Genomic DNA, 18,327 nt, shown 5'->3' on the forward strand with positions numbered 1-18,327 from the left:
CCCGAGGACGGCCTGGGGCCTGGGTTGGTCGAGCTCACTCGCTACCTCCATCTTGTACTGACGGTGCGTCCGGCGCAGCCGTTTCGTCTGTAGACAACGGTACTTCATCGCCTGCAGGCTCCACAGGTTCCGCTCCCGGCTCTGTCGGCACCGTTTCGGTGCCGGCTTCCGCGTCATCGTCTATGCCCAGGTCCCGTTCGGAGTTCCGGGCAACGGCAATGATCCTGTCATTCTTATCCGGCTTGGCAAAGATCACGCCCATCGTGTCGCGTCCCTTGGCCGGCACACCGGTGACGGAGGAACGCACAACCTTGCCGCCCTGCATCACCACGAGGACCTCGTCCTCTTCCTGCACCACCATGGCACCGACCAGATGGCCGCGTTCCTCGGCAAGCTTTCCAACCTTGATGCCAAGACCGCCGCGGCCCTGGACCCGGTATTCATCGGAGCTCGTGCGCTTGGCGTAGCCGCCTTCCGTCACCGTGAAGACAAAGGAGTCCTCCGTGACGACGTCGGCCGCCAGCAGTTCATCATCCTCGCGGAACTTCATCCCCGTGACGCCGGAGGTGGCCCGTCCCATCGGACGCAGGGCGTCGTCGGTGGCGGTGAAGCGCAGGGACTGGCCCATGCGGGACACCAGCATGAGGTCATCGGTTTCCGACACCAGCTGTGCGGACACCAGTTCGTCGCCGTCGCGCAGGTTGATGGCAATGACGCCGGCGGACCGGTTGGTGTCGTAGTCCTCCAGGCGGGTCTTCTTGACCAGTCCGCGTTTGGTGGCCAGCACCAGGTAGGGAGCGGCGTCGTAGTCCGGCAGCGCCAGTACCTGGGCGATGTGTTCCTCCGGCTGGAAGGCTAGAAGGTTGGCCACGTGCTGGCCCTTGGCATCCCGGCCTGCCTCGGCCAGTTCATAGGCCTTGGCCCGGTAGACCCGGCCCAGGTTGGTGAAGAACAGCAGCCAGTGGTGTGTGGTGGTGACGAAGAAGTGCTCCACCACGTCATCCCCGCGGAGCTGGGCTCCCTTGATGCCCTTGCCGCCGCGGGCCTGCTGGCGGTAGTTGTCGCTGCGGGTGCGCTTCACGTAGCCGCCGCGGGTAATGGTGACCACCATTTCCTCTTCGGGAATGAGGTCTTCCATGCTCATGTCGCCGTCGTAGCCCATCAGGATGTGGGTGCGGCGGTCGTCGCCGTACTTGTCGGCGATTTCCTGCAGTTCCTCGCTGACGATGGACCGCTGGCGCTCCTCGGAGGCCAGGATGACGTTGTATTCGGCGATTTCAGCTTCGAGCTTGGCGTGCTGGTCCTGGATCTTCTGGCGTTCCAGGGCAGCGAGGCGGCGCAGCTGCATGTCCAGGATGGCCTGGGACTGGATCTCGTCGATGTCCAGCAGGCCCATCAGGCCGTTCCGGGCATCCTCCACGGTGGAGGAGCGGCGGATCAGGGCAATAACCTCGTCCAGGGCGTCCAGGGCCTTGAGCAGGCCGCGCAGGATGTGCGCGGCTTCCTCGGCCTTGCGCAGCCGGTACCGGGTGCGGCGGACAATAACTTCGAGCTGGTGGGTGACCCAGTGCCGGATGAAGGCGTCCAGGCTCAGGGTGCGGGGCACGCCGTCCACGATGGCCAGCATGTTGGCACCGAAATTGTCCTGCAGCTGGGTGTGCTTATAGAGGTTGTTCAGGACCACCTTGGCGACGGCGTCGCGCTTGAGCACAATCACCAGTCGCTGTCCGGTGCGGCCCGAGGTTTCATCGCGCATATCGGCGATGCCGGTGATCTTGCCGTCCTTGACCAGTTCGGCGATCTTCACGGCCAGGTTGTCCGGGTTGGCCTGGTAGGGCAGTTCGGTGACCACCAGGCAGGTGCGGCCCTGGAGTTCCTCCACGTTGACTACGGCGCGCATGGTGATGGAGCCGCGGCCTGTGCGGTAGGCATCTTCGATGCCCTTGTGCCCCAGGATGGTGGCACCGGTGGGGAAGTCCGGTCCCTTAACCCGGCGGATCAGTTCCTCGAGCAGCACGTCGTTCGGTGCATCGGGGTTCTGCAGGTACCACTGCACGCCGTCGACAACCTCGCGCAGGTTGTGCGGCGGAATGTTGGTGGCCATCCCCACGGCGATGCCGGAGGAGCCGTTGACCAAAAGGTTCGGGAACCTGGAGGGCAGGATGGTCGGTTCCTGGTTGCGGCCGTCGTAGTTGTCCTGGAAGTCGACGGTCTCCTCGTCGATGTCCCGGACCATTTCCATGGCCAGCGGAGCCATCTTGGTTTCCGTGTACCGGGGCGCTGCGGCGCCGTCGTTGCCCGGGGAACCGAAGTTGCCCTGGCCCAGGGCCAGCGGGTAGCGCATGGTCCAGTCCTGGATGAGCCGGACCAGGGCGTCGTAAATCGCCGAGTCACCGTGCGGGTGGTACTGGCCCATGACCTCGCCCACCACGCGGGCACACTTGTTGAAGGAGCGGTCCGGGCGGTAGCCGCCGTCGAACATCGCGTACAGCACACGGCGGTGCACGGGCTTCAGACCGTCCCGCACGTCCGGCAGGGCGCGTCCCACGATGACCGCCATGGCGTAGTCAAGGTAGGAGCGCTGCATCTCCGTCTGCAGGTCAATCTGTTCAACCCGGTCAGTCAGTGCGGTCCCGGCCAGGGGAGTCTCGTCCCCGGTTACCTCGGGAGTCTCATCACTCATAGTTCTGCTTCCGTTTCTAAATCGCTAAAGTCCATATGCGTTGCTCGCCGGCTGCAGGCGCCGGCACCGGGATCGCCTAGATGTCCAGGAAGCGCACGTCCTTGGCGTTCTGCTGGATGAAGCTGCGGCGGGATTCGACGTCTTCGCCCATCAGCACCGAGAAGACCGAGTCCACGGCGGCGGCGTCATCCATGGTGACCTGCAGCAGCGTGCGGTGGTCGGGGTCCATGGTGGTGTCCCAGAGTTCGGTGTAGTCCATCTCGCCCAGGCCCTTGTACCGCTGGATGCCGTTGTCCTTGGGCAGGCGCTGGTTGTTGGCGAGGCCTCGGGTGATGACCTCGTCCCGTTCCCGGTCGCTGTAGACGTAGTCGTGGGCATGATTGGACCACTTGATGCGGTACAGCGGCGGCTGGGCCAGGTACACGTAGCCGTTTTCGATCAGCGGACGCATGTAGCGGAAGAGCAGGGTCAGCAGCAGGGTGGTGATGTGCTGGCCGTCGACATCGGCATCGGCCATCAGCACGATCTTGTGGTACCGGGCCTTCTCAACGTCGAAGTCCTCGCCGATTCCGGCACCGAAGGCGGTGATCATGGCCTGGACTTCGGCGTTGCTGAGGGCACGGTCGAGGCGGGCGCGTTCCACGTTCAGGATCTTGCCGCGCAGCGGCAGGATGGCCTGCGTTTCGGGGTTGCGGCCGCGGACGGCGGAGCCGCCTGCGGAGTCACCCTCCACAATGTAGATTTCCGACTTCGACGGGTCCTTGGAGGAGCAGTCCTTGAGCTTGCCCGGCATGCCGCCGGATTCCAGCAGCCCCTTGCGGCGGGTGGATTCGCGCGCCTTGCGGGCGGCCAGGCGGGCCTGGGAGGCCTGGATGGACTTGCGGATGACGTCGCGGGCCGGGCCGGGGTTGCGCTCCAGCCAGTCACCGAGCTGATCGGTGACCACCCGCTGGACAAAGCCCTTGACCTCGGAGTTGCCGAGCTTGGTTTTGGTCTGGCCCTCGAACTGGGGCTCGGCGAGCTTGACCGAGATGACGGCCGTCAGGCCTTCGCGGATGTCGTCGCCGGTGAGGTTGTCATCCTTTTCCTTGATGATGTTCTTCTCACGGGCGTACCGGTTGATCAGCGAGGTCATGGCGGCGCGGAAGCCTTCTTCGTGCGTGCCGCCCTCATGGGTGTTGATGGTGTTCGCGTAGGTGTGGACGCTTTCCGAGTACGCGGTGGTCCACTGCATGGCCATTTCCACGGCCATTTTCTTGTCTGAATCCTCGGTTTCGAAGGCGATCACGTCGTCATGGACAACTTCGACCTTCTTGGAGGAGTTCAGGTGCTTGACGTAGTCGAGCAGCCCGTCGGCGTAGAGGTAGTCCACCGTGCGGTGCTTCGGAACCGCGCCTTCTTCCGTCGGCTCGGCGATTTCCTCGGTTTCCTCTTCCAGCGTCCGCTCATCGGTGAGCCTGATGCGCAGTCCCTTGTTCAGGAACGCCATCTGCTGGAAGCGTGCGCGGAGGGTTTCGAAGTCGAACTCGGTGGTCTCGAAGATTTCCGGGTCCGGGTAGAACGTCTGGACGGTGCCGGTTTCGGTGGTTTCTTCGCCCTGGCGCAGATCCCCGACGGGGTGTCCGCCGTTCGCGAAGCTCTGGCGCCAGACGAAGCCCTGGCGGCGCACCTCGGTCTCCACCCGTTCGGAGAGCGCGTTGACCACGGAGATACCGACGCCGTGGAGACCGCCGGACACGGCGTAGCCGCCGCCTCCGAACTTGCCGCCGGCATGCAGGATGGTCATGACAACCTGGACGGTGGGAATGCCTTCGGTGGGGTGAAGGTCCACGGGGATGCCGCGGCCGTTATCGGTGACGCGGACGCCGCCGTCGGCCTGCAGGACCACTTCGATATGGTCGCAGTAGCCCGCCAGCGCCTCATCAACGGAGTTGTCCACCACTTCGTACACCAGGTGGTGAAGGCCGCGGGGGCCGGTGGAACCGATGTACATGCCCGGGCGCTTGCGAACAGCCTCAAGGCCTTCCAGAACCGTAATTTCGTTCGCGCCGTACTCCACGGGGGTGGCCTTTTCCGGTGCGGCGTGGTCCTCTGGTGTTACCTCTGAGTTGTCCATCTCATTGTCGTTAGCCACAGGTGCTGTCGACTCCTCTTGTGTTCGTCAGAAATTGAAGCCTCCCCAGCGGACAGGCATCTCCACTCTCAATTCTACCGCGCCGCGGGCGGCAAACCTGCCCAAAACACCCCGTGGCAGGCCATCAATGAGGGTTTGGAGCGAATCGGAGCGCCCCGGATAGGGACGGATACGCGCCCGGGGGTTTTCCGGCCCCTAACCGGCTCCTGTACGGGCGCCGGTTTCCGGCGGATCACCGTTGGAGGGCAGTCGGCCGGAAGCTCCCGTCCTACCCGTAGGTGTCGCGCGGTCCCCGTCCCTTGACGCTTCGCAGCCCCTTGCGCCAGTTGGGTGCCGCCGGCCCGATGACCTCGATCTTGGTGACGACGCCGGAGCCCAGTTCCGCGTCGAAGCGGGCGATGAGCGTGTCCCGGAGCAGCCGAAGCTGGGTAGCCCATGCAGTCGAGTCGCACCGGACCTGCACCGTGGTGTCGGAGAATGATTCCGGCTTGCAGTGGGCGCTGACCTCGCTTCCGACCAGTTCCTCCCACCGGGAAATCACCGAGCCGACAGCCACCGGCGAATTCCAGCCGCGCTCATTGACGAAGCGGGTGAAGACCTTGCCCAGGCCCTGCGGGTCCCGGCCGACGTATTCCCCCGGGATGAAGGGGGCCTGCCGGCCGCGGGCGGCTTTGCGGCGGGTGGCGGGAGTGCGCTGGTTTCCTCGCGCCTGGGCGGCCTGGCGCATGCGGTTGAGCTGCTCCCGGGCTGCGTCGGGCCGGTCCTCGGGCTCCTCGCCGGGGAGCACACGCTCAGGAGACGGGCACACTGATGCCCCCGGGAACCACGGTAATGACCCGCCCCGTCAAGGCCTGCGGGATGTCGTCACCGACTGCCGCGGTCACCAGCACCTGCTCGGCGCCGGCAACGATGCCGGCCAGCCGTTCGCGGCGCTGGACGTCCAGCTCGGCAAACACATCGTCCAGGATCAGGATCGGCTCCGCCCCGGGAGTGGGGTCGTCACTGGCCAGCAGGTAGTAGGAGGCCAGGCGAAGCGCCAGCGCGAAGGACCAGGTTTCCCCGTGGGAGGCGTACCCCTTGGCCGGGGCCTGTCCCAGGATCAGTTCCAGTTCGTCCCGGTGGGGTCCCACCAGGGAAATTCCACGTTCCAGTTCGCGGCGCCGGTTGGCGGCAAACGCCTGCAGGAACCGCTCGGTCAGGCCCGGTATGTCGAGCCCGTACAACTCGTCCGGATCCTGCGCGGCTTCCACTGCGCCGTCGTCGTTCACCGCGCCCTGCAGAGTGGAGCGGTAAACCGCCCGGGCCGTCTTGGAGCCGTCGGTCAGGTCCCGGTACGCGGACTGCAGGTGTGGCTGCAGCTGTTGCAGCGCTTCAAGCCGTGCAGCCACCAGCTGGGCGCCGGCCACTGCCATGTGCTGGTCCCAGACATCCAGCGTCGCTTCGTGGGCCGAGGTAAAACGGCCGGCCGCACGGGCGGACTTCAGCAGTGCATTGCGCTGCTTCAGCACACGCTCATAGTCCGACCGCGTCGCGGCATGGCGCGGCACGAGGGACACAATCAGCTCGTCCAGGAAACGACGGCGGCTGCCGGGATCGCCTTTGACCAGGGCCAGGTCCTCCGGCGCGAAGAGCACCGTCCGGCACAGGCCGAGGATGTCGCGGGCACGGACCGGGTTGGCACGGTTGATCCGCGCCCGGTTGCCGCGGCCGGGGTTGAGCTCCAACTCCACCCCGGTGGCCTGCGGGCCGCGCACCAGCCGCGCGCGGATCAGCGCCTGGCCGGCATCGAAGTTCACGAGCGGAGCATCCGTGCTCACACGGTGGGAGGAGAGCGTGGCCAGGTAGCCGATGGCCTCGACAATGTTGGTTTTCCCGGTGCCGTTGGGGCCGACAAACACCGTCACGCCCGGTTCCAGCCGGACGTCCAGCTGGCTGTAACTGCGGAACCCGGTCAGGGACAGGTGGTCAACGTACATCGTTCCTGTTCCTCTCCTGTCCGTTCAACCCGTCCAGCTGCCTTCCGGCTGATGAAGCGCCAGTCACAACGGACAAAGTCAAATTGTGTTACATCGGCATTGTTACGCCTTTTGTGAATGCGCCCGCCCGCTTTCTCCGCCGGCGAACGGCAGCCGGAAAAAGCGGACGGACGGCCGGAGACTACTGGTTCGGGAGCCGCACCGGCATCAGCAGGTAGCGGTAATCGGCCTGGTCGTCACCGGTGAGCTCTTCCTGAGCGGAAATCACGGCCGGCTTGGGCGGCGTCGTGAAGGAGAAGCGAACATATTTGCTGGGGAACGCGCTCAGGCCTTCGCTCAGGTAATGCGGGTTGAAGGCAACGGTGATGTCGTCGCCGACCAGTGCTGCTTCCAGCGCTTCGGATGCCTGGGCATCTTCGCCGGTGCCCGCGTCAAGGGTGAGCTGGCCATCGGTGAAGGCCAGGCGAACGGGGGTGTTGCGCTCGGCGACGAGGGAAACGCGGCGTACTGCCTCCACCAGAGCGTGGGTTTCCACCGTGGCGTGAATCGGCGTGTTTTCGGGGAAAAGCGACCGGATCTTGGGGTAGTCGCCGTCCACCAGCAGCGAGGTGGTGCGCCGTCCGCCGCTTTCAAAACCAATAAGTTCGCTGTCATCGGAGAGGGCGATGTTGAGGTCGCCGGCTCCGCCGAGGGTCTTGGCAACTTCGTTGAGGGTTTTGGCCTTGACGAGTGCGCTGGTGGAGATTCCCGGAGTTGCCGGCTTCCAGGACAGTTCCCGCAGGGCCAAACGGTACCGGTCCGTGGCAAGGAAGGTGATGAGGTCATCCTCGATCTCCATGCGGACACCGGTGAGGATGGGAAGGGTGTCATCGCGGCTGGCCGCAATGATGACCTGGGAGACGGCCTGGGCAAAAGCATCGCCGTCGACGACGCCGCTCACTTCGGGAAGTGCGGGAAGTTCCGGATATTCCGCTTCAGGCATGGTGGCCAGGTTGAACCGGCTGTTGCGGCAGGTGAGCGTGACCTTCGCACCGTCGGTTTCCACTTCCACCGGGGCGGAAGGCAGGCTGCGGCAGATCTCGGCGAGCAGGCGGCCGGAGACCAGGATGGTGCCTTCTTCGCTGACATCGGCAGGGATCTGCAGACGGGCGGAAATCTCGTAATCGAAGCTGGCGATGCTTAGCGAACCGTTTTCAGCTTTGATAAGCAGTCCCGAAAGGACCGGAACCGGAGGGCGCGGGGACAGGGAACGTGCTGTCCACGTGACGGCCTCGGCCAGGACATCCCGCTCAACTCGAAACTTCACTGAAGGGTGCCGCCTTTCGCAACGTACTTCTCAGTACAACTGATTTTGTGGGGAGCTCGGTATGAGCCCTGTGTGGTGGAACGGGTTGGTGCATCCGCTGACAAGTCCGGTCCGGGGGCGGGTACCGGGGCTTTATGCCCTGTCAGCCGGACCGTTCGGGTGTGCATGCGAATGACAACCATACTCTGTGACAGCTTAGCCCCGTCTGCCGGTGGACTGCACCGGGAGAGGTTCAGAGCCCACAAGGGTCCGGGACCGGATCCCTCGTCCAAGGATTTTTGGTCTGGACGTGTCGGTCGGTTCGAGGGTGTCGAAAGCATAGTTGTTATTTGGTGGAACCGAATTTCTTAAGATCCGTAGTGTTAATAACTCCTGTGGATACTGTGGATAACTGCCTGCATCGCGGGGCCCCGGCTGTTTAAGCCTGTTGATAACCTGTGGACCCGCCGCAGCGGCTGCGGCCGAGGCTGTTGGAAACTTTTGAAGGATTCCGCGTATCCACAGGGAAGTGTGCGTAACCACGGGTTGTCCACCGGGTTATCCACACCCTTGTCCACAAATGTTAATTCGAGCCCCTTCGGGGCCCGTTTCCCCCGCAGTCTCAGGCCTCGCGCTGCTGCTGCTTGATCCTGTTGGTCAGTTCAGTGACCTGGTTGTAGATGGCCCGCCGCTCGGCCATCAGTTCGCGGATTTTGCGGTCGGCGTGAATGACGGTGGTGTGATCCCGTCCGCCAAGTTCCTGTCCGATCTTGGGAAGCGACATATCCGTCAGCTCCCGGCACAGGTACATGGCGATCTGCCGGGCGGTAACCAGGGTGCGGGTCCGGGACTTGCTGCACAGCTCCTCCAGGCTGATCTGGAAGTACGCGGCCGTCTGCCCAAGGATGGATGCTGCAGTGATTTCCTGCGCGCCGTCGTCGGTAATCAGGTCCTTCAGCACAATTTCGGCCAGCCCCACATCCACCTGCTGCCGGTTCAGGCTGGCGAACGCGGTGACGCGGATCAGCGCGCCTTCCAGTTCACGGATGTTGGTGGAGATTTTGGAAGCGATGTATTCCAGGACATCGTCCGGTGCGCTCAGGCTGTCGCCGATGGCCTTTTTCCGCAGAATCGCGATACGCGTCTCAAGTTCCGGCGGCTGCACGTCGGTCAGCAGGCCCCACTCAAAGCGCGAACGCATGCGTTCCTCGAACCCGGAAAGCTGCTTGGGCGGCAGGTCCGAGGTGATGACCACCTGCTTGTTGTGGTTGTGCAGTGCGTTGAACGTATGGAAGAACTCTTCCTGCGTTGCATCCTTGTTGGCCAGGAACTGGATGTCATCAATGAGCAGGATGTCGACGTTGCGGTACAGCTGCTTGAAGCTGGCACCCTCGTCATAGCGGATGGAGTTGATGAAGTCGTTGGTGAACTCCTCGGAATTCACGTAACGGACGCGGATCCCGGTGTACAGGTGGCGGGCGTAGTGCCCGATGGCATGAAGCAGGTGGGTCTTGCCCAGTCCCGAGTCACCGTAGATGAACAACGGGTTGTAGGCCTTGGCCGGCGCTTCGGCCACCGCCACGGCCGCAGCATGGGCAAACCGGTTGGAGGAACCGATCACGAAGGTTTCAAAGACGTATTTGGGGTTGAGCCGGCCGAATTCCTGGCTGGTGCTCGGCGGCGTCGGAGAGGGAGCACCGCTTTCCCCGGAAGGAACCGGGCTGGGGGCCGCCGGCTGTTCCTCGGGCTCGGGTTCTGCCTCCGCCACAGGTGTGAGATCGGAATCGATGACGAATGCACACTGGATATCAGCCTGGAATACGCCCCGGAGAACCTCGTCAAGGATGTTCTTCAGCTGGGTCTGCAGCACCTCGCGGGTGAGTTCGTTGGGAACCGCCACCAGGAGGGTGGTGCCGATCAGACCCTGGGCTTGGGCCAGCACCACGAATCCACGCTGTCGGGGAGTGACCCGGTCATCGGTCTCCAGTGTCCGAATGACCTTGCGCCAGGAGCTGCCAACATCGTTGATTTCGTCCGTACCCACAAAAACCTCTCATGACGCCCTGCGGCTGTCTAAGAAAACCAGGGACCCCGGCGGGGATCCCGGTACTTCATCCACAGAGTTATACACAGATAGTGGATAAAGTACCCGTCGCCAAGCCTAGAGGATGATTTCCCGTGGTGGTAGCTGGAAATCCGCCGGAACGCAGGCCTGTCGGCCGTCTCACAGCGCCGCAGGACGCAGGATACCCACAGTAGTTGTCCACAGCTGTTGAAAAACGGAGGTGCACAGCCGGGGAGCGGGTATCCACAATCTGTCCACAGGCTGTCCACAGCTTCCCCGGCGGCGGCGGAATCCCGCCGGCCGTATCCCGGTTTGACTGGTGTCCCCGTCTCACCTAACGTGGAGTAGTCCTTTGTGTCTGCTATCTGTACTCACACATGCCCTGCAGGGGTTCTGGAAATCAGGGTCCAGGTCCGGGCGAGTACAGACAGACACATGAAAAAAGCGCCGCTTGTTCTTCCCCCTTGTCGCAACAAGTGCCGGCGCGACTCAAGATTGTCTTGGAGTAACTACCGTGAGCAAGCGGACTTTTCAGCCGAATAACCGCCGTCGTGCCAAGAAGCACGGCTTCCGCCTTCGCATGCGTACCCGTGCCGGCCGTGCCATCCTTTCTGCACGCCGTGGCAAGGGCCGTACCGAACTGTCGGCCTAAATAACCTCAAAGTTTGTCGATGCTGCCTCTAAGCAGCTCTAGCCCGGATTCCAGGTGGTCTTAGTGTTGGCCGTACGGAACCGGGTCAGGGTATCGGCAGATTTTTCTCGTACTGTACGTTCCGGTGCCCGAAGTGGGCGCCGGAACGTAGTGCTATACGCTGTGGAAACCGGCGAGCAGCCGAGCCGCTTTGGCTTCATTGTGGCCAAAACTGTTGGGAACGCGGTGACACGCAACCTCGTTAAGAGAAGACTGAGGGAAGCGGCAGCGCAGAGCCTTGCTCTGAACCCGACGGGACTGGACATAGTGGTGCGGGCTTTGCCTGCGTCCGCTTCGGCGTCGTGGGCCGAGCTCAGCGCCGACTACCGCAACGCCTTCAGTACCTGTACAGCCAAACTTTCGCAGAGACATGCCAGGCAGGGAGGATGAGCCAGCGATGAGGGACTCCGGATCTCATCCGTTGAGGGCCTTGATCGCCGTTGCCCATTTCCTGTGGAATCTTCCACGGACGGTCCTTATTGGACTCCTCATCGCGTACCGCAAGGTCGTGTCGCCGCTCTACGGCCAGGTCTGCCGATTTTTCCCCTCATGTTCCGCCTATGCCCTCGAAGCAGTCACCGTGCATGGAGCCGTCAAAGGCTCCTGGCTGGCTTTCCGACGGCTGATCCGCTGCCACCCGTGGAACGGCGGAGGCGTGGACCACGTTCCTGAGGGACACCGGATTTGGGACACAAAGAAGGTCCCGAGAATCATTGTGCTGAATCACCCCGTGATTCCAGCCGACGAAGACAGCCGCTCGGCGGCCTGAGGAGAGTAAATGGGTTTCTTCGAGACGATACTGTTTCCCTTTAAGTGGGTAGTGTCATGGATCATGTGGATCTTCCACGAGGGGTTCGTTTTCCTCGGGATGGATGCAGCATCCGGCTGGACCTGGACCTTGTCCATCATCGGCCTGGTGATTGTGATCCGTGCAGCGCTGATCCCTGTTTTCGTCAAGCAGATCAAGGCGCAGCGCGGCATGCAGTCCCTGCAGCCGGACCTGAAGAAGCTGCAGCAGAAGTACAAGGGCAAGACCGATCAGCTCTCCCGTCAGGCAATGACGCAGGAGCAGATGGCCCTGTACAAGAAGCACGGCACCAACCCGTTCGCGGCCTGCCTGCCGATGCTGATCCAGATGCCGTTCTTCTTCGCCCTGTTCCAGGTGCTGAACGGCGTATCCAAGGCCAGCGCCAACGGCCAGGACATCGGCGCCCTGTCTTCCAAGGCCATTCAGCAGTTCGATGAAGCCACCATCCTCGGCGCTCCCCTGTCCTCCTCGCTGCTCCACGGCGGCGGCGGCGACGGCCAGGTTGCCGTTGTCATCCTGTCGATCGTGATGATCCTGGCCATGACCGCTTCGCAGTTCATCACGCAGAAGCAGATCATGTCCAAGAACATGTCTGAAGAGGCTCTTGCCAGCCCCTTCATGAAGCAGCAGAAGATGATGCTTTACGTCCTTCCGCTCGTCTTCGGCGTCGGTGGTATCAACTTCCCCATCGGTGTCCTGATCTACTGGACCACCACTAACCTGTGGACCATGGGTCAGCAGTTCTTTGTCATCCGCCGTATGCCGACGCCGGGATCCCCCGCTGCGAAGGCCATGGCGGAGCGCCGTGCACGCAAGGGCCTTCCGATGGTTCCCCTGCTCGGGGAACCGAAGGGTGAAACCCCTGTGGAAGTTGCGGCAGCACCGAAGGGTCAGCGGCCCCAGCCACAGCGGAAGAACAGGAAGAGAAAATGAGCCCTGAGCACATTGATGATCCGGTAGCCCCCGTAGAGGAAGCTTCGGAACCTGTTCAGGGCCGCACCGGCCGGCTGGAGGAAGAAGGCGACGTAGCCGCCGATTACCTGGAAGAGCTGCTGGACATCGCCGACATCGACGGCGATATCGACATCGAGGTCCGCAGCGGCCGCACTTATATCTCCATCGTCTCCGAGGAAGGAGACGACTCCGCCCTCCAGGCACTGGTGGGAGGCGACGGAGAGGTGCTGGAGGCTCTTCAGGAGCTCACGCGGTTGTCCGTGCTGACCGCCACCGAGAACCGCTCCCGGCTCGTCCTGGACATCACCGGGTACCGTGAAGAGCGCGGCGAGCAGCTGCAGTCCATTGCCGAAGATGCAGCCAAGCGCGCCAGGGACACGGGACAGGACATAGCGCTCGTTCCCATGAGCGCCTATGAGCGCAAAATCGTTCACGACGCCGTCGCTGAACTGGGTCTGGTCAGTGAATCCGAGGGTGAAGGCGCAGACCGCCACATCGTCGTATCCCTGCCTGCATCCTAGTTATCCGGCTTCGGCAGTGCAGACAAGGAATATCAAGTAAGTGGTTGAAACAACTCCCGCAGAACTGGATGCTGCCCGGGCGGTGTTCGGCGACCGGCTGAACCTCGCGCAGCGGTACGTTGAGCACCTCGCGACGTCGGGCATGGAACGCGGACTCCTGGGCCCGCGCGAAGTTCCCAGGCTGTGGAGCAGGCACGTGCTCAACTGCGCCGTGGTTGCCGAACTCATTCCAGCGAATGCCACTGTTGCCGACGTCGGCAGCGGCGCCGGGCTGCCCGGCCTATGCCTGGCTATTGCGCGCCCGGACCTTTCCATGACGCTCATTGAGCCGCTCGAACGGCGGGTGATCTGGCTCAACGAAGTCGTTGCGGACCTCGGTCTCGACAACGTGAAGGTGCTCCGCGGCCGGGCTGAGCAGGTGGTCGACGAGGTCAATGTTGACGTCGCAACGGCGCGCGCTGTTTCGGCACTGGGCGGATTGGCGGGCCTCACCGTACCGCTGCTGCACGGCAAGGGGCAGGTGCTCGCCATCAAGGGGCGCAGTGCCGAAGAAGAAGTTCAGAAGGCCGCGAAAGCGATTCGTAAACTGGGCGGCCGCGAGACGGCAGTACTCACCGTAGGTGCAGACGTGCTCGAGGAACCGACCACAGTGGTGCGTATCTCCGTAGGTTGAGCCCTCACTTCCATGCACACACCGACGCCGGTCCCGGGGAATGGCGGAGAAGCGGATAGTCTAGATGGACTAATGCCGTAACGCTTTATGTTGGAAAGTGAGCATGACCAGGTGAGTGCGCGTGATTCTGCCGCAAAACGAATTCCCCCTTTTGCCGCACTCGGTTCTGCCCTGTCTGCATCATTTGGCCGAAAGCAACCGGAACTGACTGCGGTTCAAGATTCACCCGCGATTGTTTCACGTGAAACAGCTGCAATTGCGTCGCCGCAGCCTGCACAGCCCGCGCAGCCTGAAACCAGCGTTGCGCCCGTGAAGCCTCAAAGCAGTGCTGCGACCGTGCCAGCCCCCCCAGCTATCGAAGGTGGTGTATCCGATGAAGCCGCTTCCGCGCCGGCATCGGTAGACGTTATGGATTTGATGGATGAGAGCACCCCTTTGGCCCGGGAACTGGTGAGCGAAACCCGCCGCCGTGAAAAGCTGCGCGGCCGCGTTCTGCCCCGCCCGCCCCAGACCCGGATTATGACGGTGAGTAACCAGAAGGGCGGGGTCGGGAAAACCACCACCACGGTCAATCTGGCTGCTGCTCTGGCAACCGCAGGGCAGAATGTCCTGGTCATCGACATGGATCCGCAGGGAAACGCTTCAACCGCCCTCGGGATCGACCACCGTGCCGAGGTGGAGAGTATTTACGATGTGCTGATCGACGATCTGCCCTTGGCCGACGTAGTGGCACCGTGCCCCGACATCAGCAACCTTGTCTGCGCGCCCGCCACCATTCATTTGGCCGGTGCCGAGATTGAACTGGTGTCCCTCGTGGCCCGGGAGCAGCGGCTGAGCCGTGCACTTAGCGCTTACGCTGCTGAGCGCGAAAGGCGGGGCCTGGAACGGCTCGATTACATCTTTATCGACTGCCCGCCCAGTCTAGGACTGCTGACCGTCAATGCCTTTGTGGCGGCCAGGGAAGTGCTCATCCCCATCCAGTGCGAGTACTACGCGCTCGAGGGACTGAGCCAGCTGCTGAAGAACATCGAGATGATCCAGAAGCACCTGAATGCGGATCTGGTTGTCTCTACCATTCTGCTGACCATGTATGACGGACGGACCAACCTTGCCGCACAGGTTGCAGCGGAGGTCCGTGAGCACTTCCCGGAGCAGGTGCTGAATGCTGTCGTTCCGCGCTCGGTACGGGTCTCCGAGGCACCCAGTTATCAGCAGACGGTCATCACTTATGACCGGTCTTCCACCGGTGCCCTGTCTTACCTGGAAGCTGCAGCCGAAATAGCCCAGCGCGCCTAGAGACACCCCGGCCGGGTTCAGCTGTCAGGCCGGTGCCGCGCCATAGAATACTCTCACTATCAATCCGTGCCGCTTGATTGGCGTGCATAAGGGAAGGACTTACCCATGGCCGAGAAGCGTCGTGGTTTGGGCCGCGGTCTGGGAGCATTGATTCCCAGCAGTGCCGAGCCTGCGGAGACTGAAAGTCCGAATCAGGTAAACGTTGCTTCCGGCCGCCCGGTTGATTTGTTTTTTGCCGCAGCCGACGAGTCGCGTTCGACTTCCGGCACCGCCGGCCCCAGGCGGGGAGCGGGGATCAACAAAGACGCCCTCCGCGGCCCGGCAAAGAAGTCGACTACACGCAGTTCCAACGCGCGGCAGGCGGCAAAGACTGCTTCCTCCGAATCCGCGTCAGCCGAGGATGGCTCTAAGGTTGTCCCCAGTGCCACACCGGAGGCCGGGGCCGCAGTGCCCGGCGTCGAAGGTGGCTCTTCCGTATCGCTCGGTGATAAGGCTCGCAAACGGGGAGGGAAGTCCTCCCCTGCTCCCGTGGAAGGGACCTCCGCCGGAGCCGCTGTAGCGCGGCAGGACGCCCCTGTAGCGCCGCAGGACGGCGCGGGAGCGCAGGGCGGGCCGAAGACTGGGGACGTACCTGAAGCGGGCCCCAGGACGCCTGTGGACGCCTCTCCCAATACCTCCGCACCGCAGGACGAGAACAACGTGTCTGAAGTGGGTAGCCATGTGCAGCCCGGGGATGTTTCACGGGAAACGTCCACAGGGGATGCCGGCGGTACCGGGCTGGTCCAGGTTCCGGGTGCGACCTTTGCGGAACTGCCGATCGATTCCATTCATCCGAACCGGAAGCAGCCGCGTTCAGTCTTCGATGAAGACGACATGGCCGAGTTGGTGCACTCCATCCGCGAGATCGGGGTACTGCAGCCGATTGTGGTGCGGCCTTCCCCCGAGGATGATGCCGAACACCCTTATGAGCTGGTTATGGGCGAGCGGCGGTGGCGGGCATCCCGTGAAGCCGGGCTGGATGCCGTTCCGGCGATTATCCGATCCACGCAGGACGTCGACCTCCTTCGTGACGCCCTGTTGGAGAACCTGCACCGCAGCCAGCTGAACCCGCTTGAAGAGGCAGCTGCCTATCAGCAGCTTCTGGACGACTTCGAGTGCTCACATGAGGAGCTGGCCGAACGTATCGGCAGGTCACGGCCGCAGGTAACCAATACATTGCGGTTGCTGAAGCTTCCCCCACTGGTACAGCGGCGCTTGGCTGCTGGGATCCTATCCGCGGGGCACGCCCGTGCCCTGTTGGGGCTCGGTGATTCCGCGGAAATGGAGAAACTGGCGCAGAAGATCGTGGCTGAGGGACTCTCGGTGCGGGCGACCGAAGAGATTGTCTCGCTCTCTGACGGTCTGCGGAAGCCGGCCAAGACGTCTAAGCCGAAGATCGGTGCGCGTCACGAACGACTTGACTACCTGGCGACGTCGCTCTCTGACCGGCTGGATACCAACGTGAAAATTACTCTCGGTGCCCGCAAGGGCAAAGTTAGCATCGAATTCGCGAGCGTCGATGACCTGAACCGGATCATGGGAGTTCTTGCTGCTCCCAGCGAGTAGCCGCTTTGCGGTATGCCTAAGAAAAGGCCGGTGTTTCACGTGAAACACCGGCCTTAGCATTTAACAGTCTGGTGCTTTAGCCGGCGTATTCAGGTCCGCGGCAGAGGCTGCCGGTTCAATGAGTCCTCTGCCGGTGGCGGGCTGGCGGTCGCCGTTGCAGCCAGAGTTCCGCGGCGTGGGCGTCCTGCTTCTAGTAGATGGCCCAGGTCCTAGAATGGGAGATGTTTCCGAGACATCGCATGAAACGAGATGTTCTTCGGTTGTGTATGCGTCCCCGCCATGCCCGACATCTACGCTTTGCTGTGGCGGCTAGGGGTCTTGTGATTGTAAGAACAGAGGATGGAGTTAGCCGGGTGCTCCGCGGCAGTCCGTGACTGCTCTACTGAATGGACGTGCACGACTGCCGTGTTTCACGTGAAACACCCCGATTGCCGACTCGACATTCCCGGGCCGTGCAGTGCTGGAGTAGGTCAGGCAACTGGCCCGTTCGGGAGAGAAATCTACACTGGCGGCAAAGCGTCCGCAGTTCGTGCCTACCCCACGAGGCGCGCCCACCGGATCTATGAAATCCGCGGCCCGATGTGACTGGCTGTGTGGCTCCGGGACTACCCAGCCAGCCAGACGGCAGGCCCGACTCCGTGCTTTCGGCCCTGACTCTTCAGTGGCCTCGCATAGCGGGCATCGCAAACGCCGGTAGTGCGCCGGCGTTCTTGGAAAGGGCGTCGCGTTGGATGATGAACGAGCCTTTCTTCTCGCGCCAGCAAGCAGCATCGTTTCACGTGAAACAGGCTGCTATGAGCAGTAATGACGAAGGCAGTAGAGAAAACAGCACAGAATAATCGACACGTCGACGGACAAACAGCAGCGTTGACCTGCCCCGCTGCACCGGCATGGTGTTGCGTCGCGATATGACTCCGGCGATCGCAGCGCAGCCATATCTGGCGGACACTGCATCTAGGGTTTCTGACATAGGGAGTGAGCATCGTATTCATGAGAATAGGACCCCCAGCGCCTTTCGAGCGCGGTTAGTGGCTTCTTTCAACGGTCTGGGTAGGGCTCAACCTAGGGAACCAGGGACAAATCTCCACTTGGTGCGCGGGGAAAGACCGCTACCGCCGCAGTGTTTCACGTGAAACGGCTCCGCATCTCCGGCACCACGCGTCTGCTTGCCGTCAATAGTCCCGACTTACCGATGCCAGCTGTCTCGCCGCAATAATCCGGAAGTCGCTAGTCCATCTCCGTGCAGCCGCCAGGCCCTGAGAGTTTACGGGCGCAAATAGCCGGCCGGCTGGTTGTCTATCTGGACCGGCCTTCCGGAAGAACAGGTCGTTATGTGGGGCGCACATGAACCGCGTCCGATCTCTATCCGCCCCAACCAGGTTCTGGGGTGAGTGCGTTTCACTAGCCCGTGGCCACTCCTGTACGGGCGTGTGGATGACATGGTACCCCTGCGCACGGTAGTTCCGCATGGGTACATGATCGGTGGCGACCTGTTCTGAACTCCCGTGGGCTGCTCCCGTGCGAGCCGGATCGGTGCCCGTCATGAGGCGACTCGTACGAAGCGGTCTGGTTTGAGGGCTCCGATCGGTCCTAGAGAGTTGGTCCCGGGGCGTGTGTTTCACGTGAAACGCCCTGG

General features: G+C 62.7%; 14 protein-coding genes. 8 read left to right on the top strand and 6 right to left on the bottom strand.

Annotated features, from left to right (window positions below; translation table 11 throughout):
- Positions 1–34: 34 nt before the first annotated feature.
- The 6 genes from gyrA to dnaA form a co-directional block, all read right to left on the bottom strand.
- Complete coding sequence (gene gyrA / locus GD627_RS01025; protein ID WP_152271001.1) at positions 35–2,683, bottom strand: DNA gyrase subunit A; 2,649 nt, start codon at positions 2,681–2,683, stop codon at positions 35–37.
- A 76-nt stretch (positions 2,684–2,759) separates the two neighbouring features.
- Complete coding sequence (gyrB, locus tag GD627_RS01030) at positions 2,760–4,799, bottom strand: DNA topoisomerase (ATP-hydrolyzing) subunit B (protein ID WP_146361610.1); 2,040 nt, start codon at positions 4,797–4,799, stop codon at positions 2,760–2,762.
- A 286-nt stretch (positions 4,800–5,085) separates the two neighbouring features.
- A complete protein-coding gene (locus tag GD627_RS01035) occupies positions 5,086–5,544 on the bottom strand; it encodes a DciA family protein (protein WP_146361611.1) in 459 nt (152 codons plus the stop codon).
- 64 nt (positions 5,545–5,608) lie between these two features.
- Positions 5,609–6,793, bottom strand: a complete 1,185-nt coding sequence (gene recF / locus GD627_RS01040; protein ID WP_152271002.1) for a DNA replication/repair protein RecF — start codon at positions 6,791–6,793, stop codon at positions 5,609–5,611.
- A gap of 181 nt (positions 6,794–6,974) precedes the next feature.
- On the bottom strand, positions 6,975–8,099 hold the full coding sequence (dnaN, locus tag GD627_RS01045) for a DNA polymerase III subunit beta (protein WP_146359767.1): 1,125 nt from the start codon (positions 8,097–8,099) through the stop codon (positions 6,975–6,977).
- A gap of 601 nt (positions 8,100–8,700) precedes the next feature.
- The gene (gene dnaA / locus GD627_RS01050) at positions 8,701–10,122 is read right to left on the bottom strand and encodes a chromosomal replication initiator protein DnaA (RefSeq protein ID WP_146359770.1); all 1,422 of its coding nucleotides are present in this window, start codon (positions 10,120–10,122) and stop codon (positions 8,701–8,703) included.
- Positions 10,123–10,657: 535 nt separating this feature from the next.
- Here dnaA and rpmH point away from each other — a divergent pair.
- The 8 genes from rpmH to GD627_RS16540 all read left to right on the top strand — a co-directional run bounded on the left by rpmH (position 10,658) and on the right by GD627_RS16540 (position 16,691).
- The gene (gene rpmH / locus GD627_RS01055) at positions 10,658–10,795 is read left to right on the top strand and encodes a 50S ribosomal protein L34 (RefSeq protein WP_022892375.1); all 138 of its coding nucleotides are present in this window, start codon (positions 10,658–10,660) and stop codon (positions 10,793–10,795) included.
- Between the two features lie 63 nt (positions 10,796–10,858).
- Complete coding sequence (gene rnpA, locus GD627_RS01060; RefSeq protein WP_146359773.1) at positions 10,859–11,224, top strand: ribonuclease P protein component; 366 nt, start codon at positions 10,859–10,861, stop codon at positions 11,222–11,224.
- A gap of 7 nt (positions 11,225–11,231) precedes the next feature.
- The gene (gene yidD / locus GD627_RS01065; protein WP_152271003.1) at positions 11,232–11,603 is read left to right on the top strand and encodes a membrane protein insertion efficiency factor YidD; all 372 of its coding nucleotides are present in this window, start codon (positions 11,232–11,234) and stop codon (positions 11,601–11,603) included.
- A 9-nt stretch (positions 11,604–11,612) separates the two neighbouring features.
- Complete coding sequence (gene yidC / locus GD627_RS01070; protein ID WP_146359779.1) at positions 11,613–12,575, top strand: membrane protein insertase YidC; 963 nt, start codon at positions 11,613–11,615, stop codon at positions 12,573–12,575.
- Entirely contained in the window at positions 12,572–13,117 is a 546-nt protein-coding gene (locus GD627_RS01075; RefSeq protein ID WP_152271004.1) for a Jag family protein, read from the top strand. Before yidC ends, GD627_RS01075 begins: the two co-directional genes overlap by 4 nt.
- Positions 13,118–13,157: 40 nt before the next feature.
- On the top strand, positions 13,158–13,790 hold the full coding sequence (gene rsmG, locus GD627_RS01080) for a 16S rRNA (guanine(527)-N(7))-methyltransferase RsmG (protein ID WP_146359785.1): 633 nt from the start codon (positions 13,158–13,160) through the stop codon (positions 13,788–13,790).
- Between the two features lie 354 nt (positions 13,791–14,144).
- Complete coding sequence (locus GD627_RS01085; protein WP_246165336.1) at positions 14,145–15,086, top strand: ParA family protein; 942 nt, start codon at positions 14,145–14,147, stop codon at positions 15,084–15,086.
- 147 nt (positions 15,087–15,233) lie between these two features.
- Entirely contained in the window at positions 15,234–16,691 is a 1,458-nt protein-coding gene (locus tag GD627_RS16540; protein WP_425481887.1) for a ParB/RepB/Spo0J family partition protein, read from the top strand.
- Positions 16,692–18,327 lie beyond the last annotated feature (1,636 nt).

The sequence above is a fragment of the Arthrobacter yangruifuii genome, from assembly GCF_009192775.1.
Lineage (GTDB): Bacteria > Actinomycetota > Actinomycetes > Actinomycetales > Micrococcaceae > Arthrobacter_B > Arthrobacter_B yangruifuii.

Coding starts and splice junctions, on each gene's coding strand:
- gyrA (WP_152271001.1), bottom strand. CDS start 2,683: ATGAGTGATGAGACTCCCGAGGTAACCGGGGACGAGACTCCCCTGGCC.
- gyrB (WP_146361610.1), bottom strand. CDS start 4,799: ATGGACAACTCAGAGGTAACACCAGAGGACCACGCCGCACCGGAAAAG.
- GD627_RS01035 (WP_146361611.1), bottom strand. CDS start 5,544: ATGCGCCAGGCCGCCCAGGCGCGAGGAAACCAGCGCACTCCCGCCACC.
- recF (WP_152271002.1), bottom strand. CDS start 6,793: ATGTACGTTGACCACCTGTCCCTGACCGGGTTCCGCAGTTACAGCCAG.
- yidD (WP_152271003.1), top strand. CDS start 11,232: ATGAGGGACTCCGGATCTCATCCGTTGAGGGCCTTGATCGCCGTTGCC.
- yidC (WP_146359779.1), top strand. CDS start 11,613: ATGGGTTTCTTCGAGACGATACTGTTTCCCTTTAAGTGGGTAGTGTCA.
- GD627_RS01075 (WP_152271004.1), top strand. CDS start 12,572: ATGAGCCCTGAGCACATTGATGATCCGGTAGCCCCCGTAGAGGAAGCT.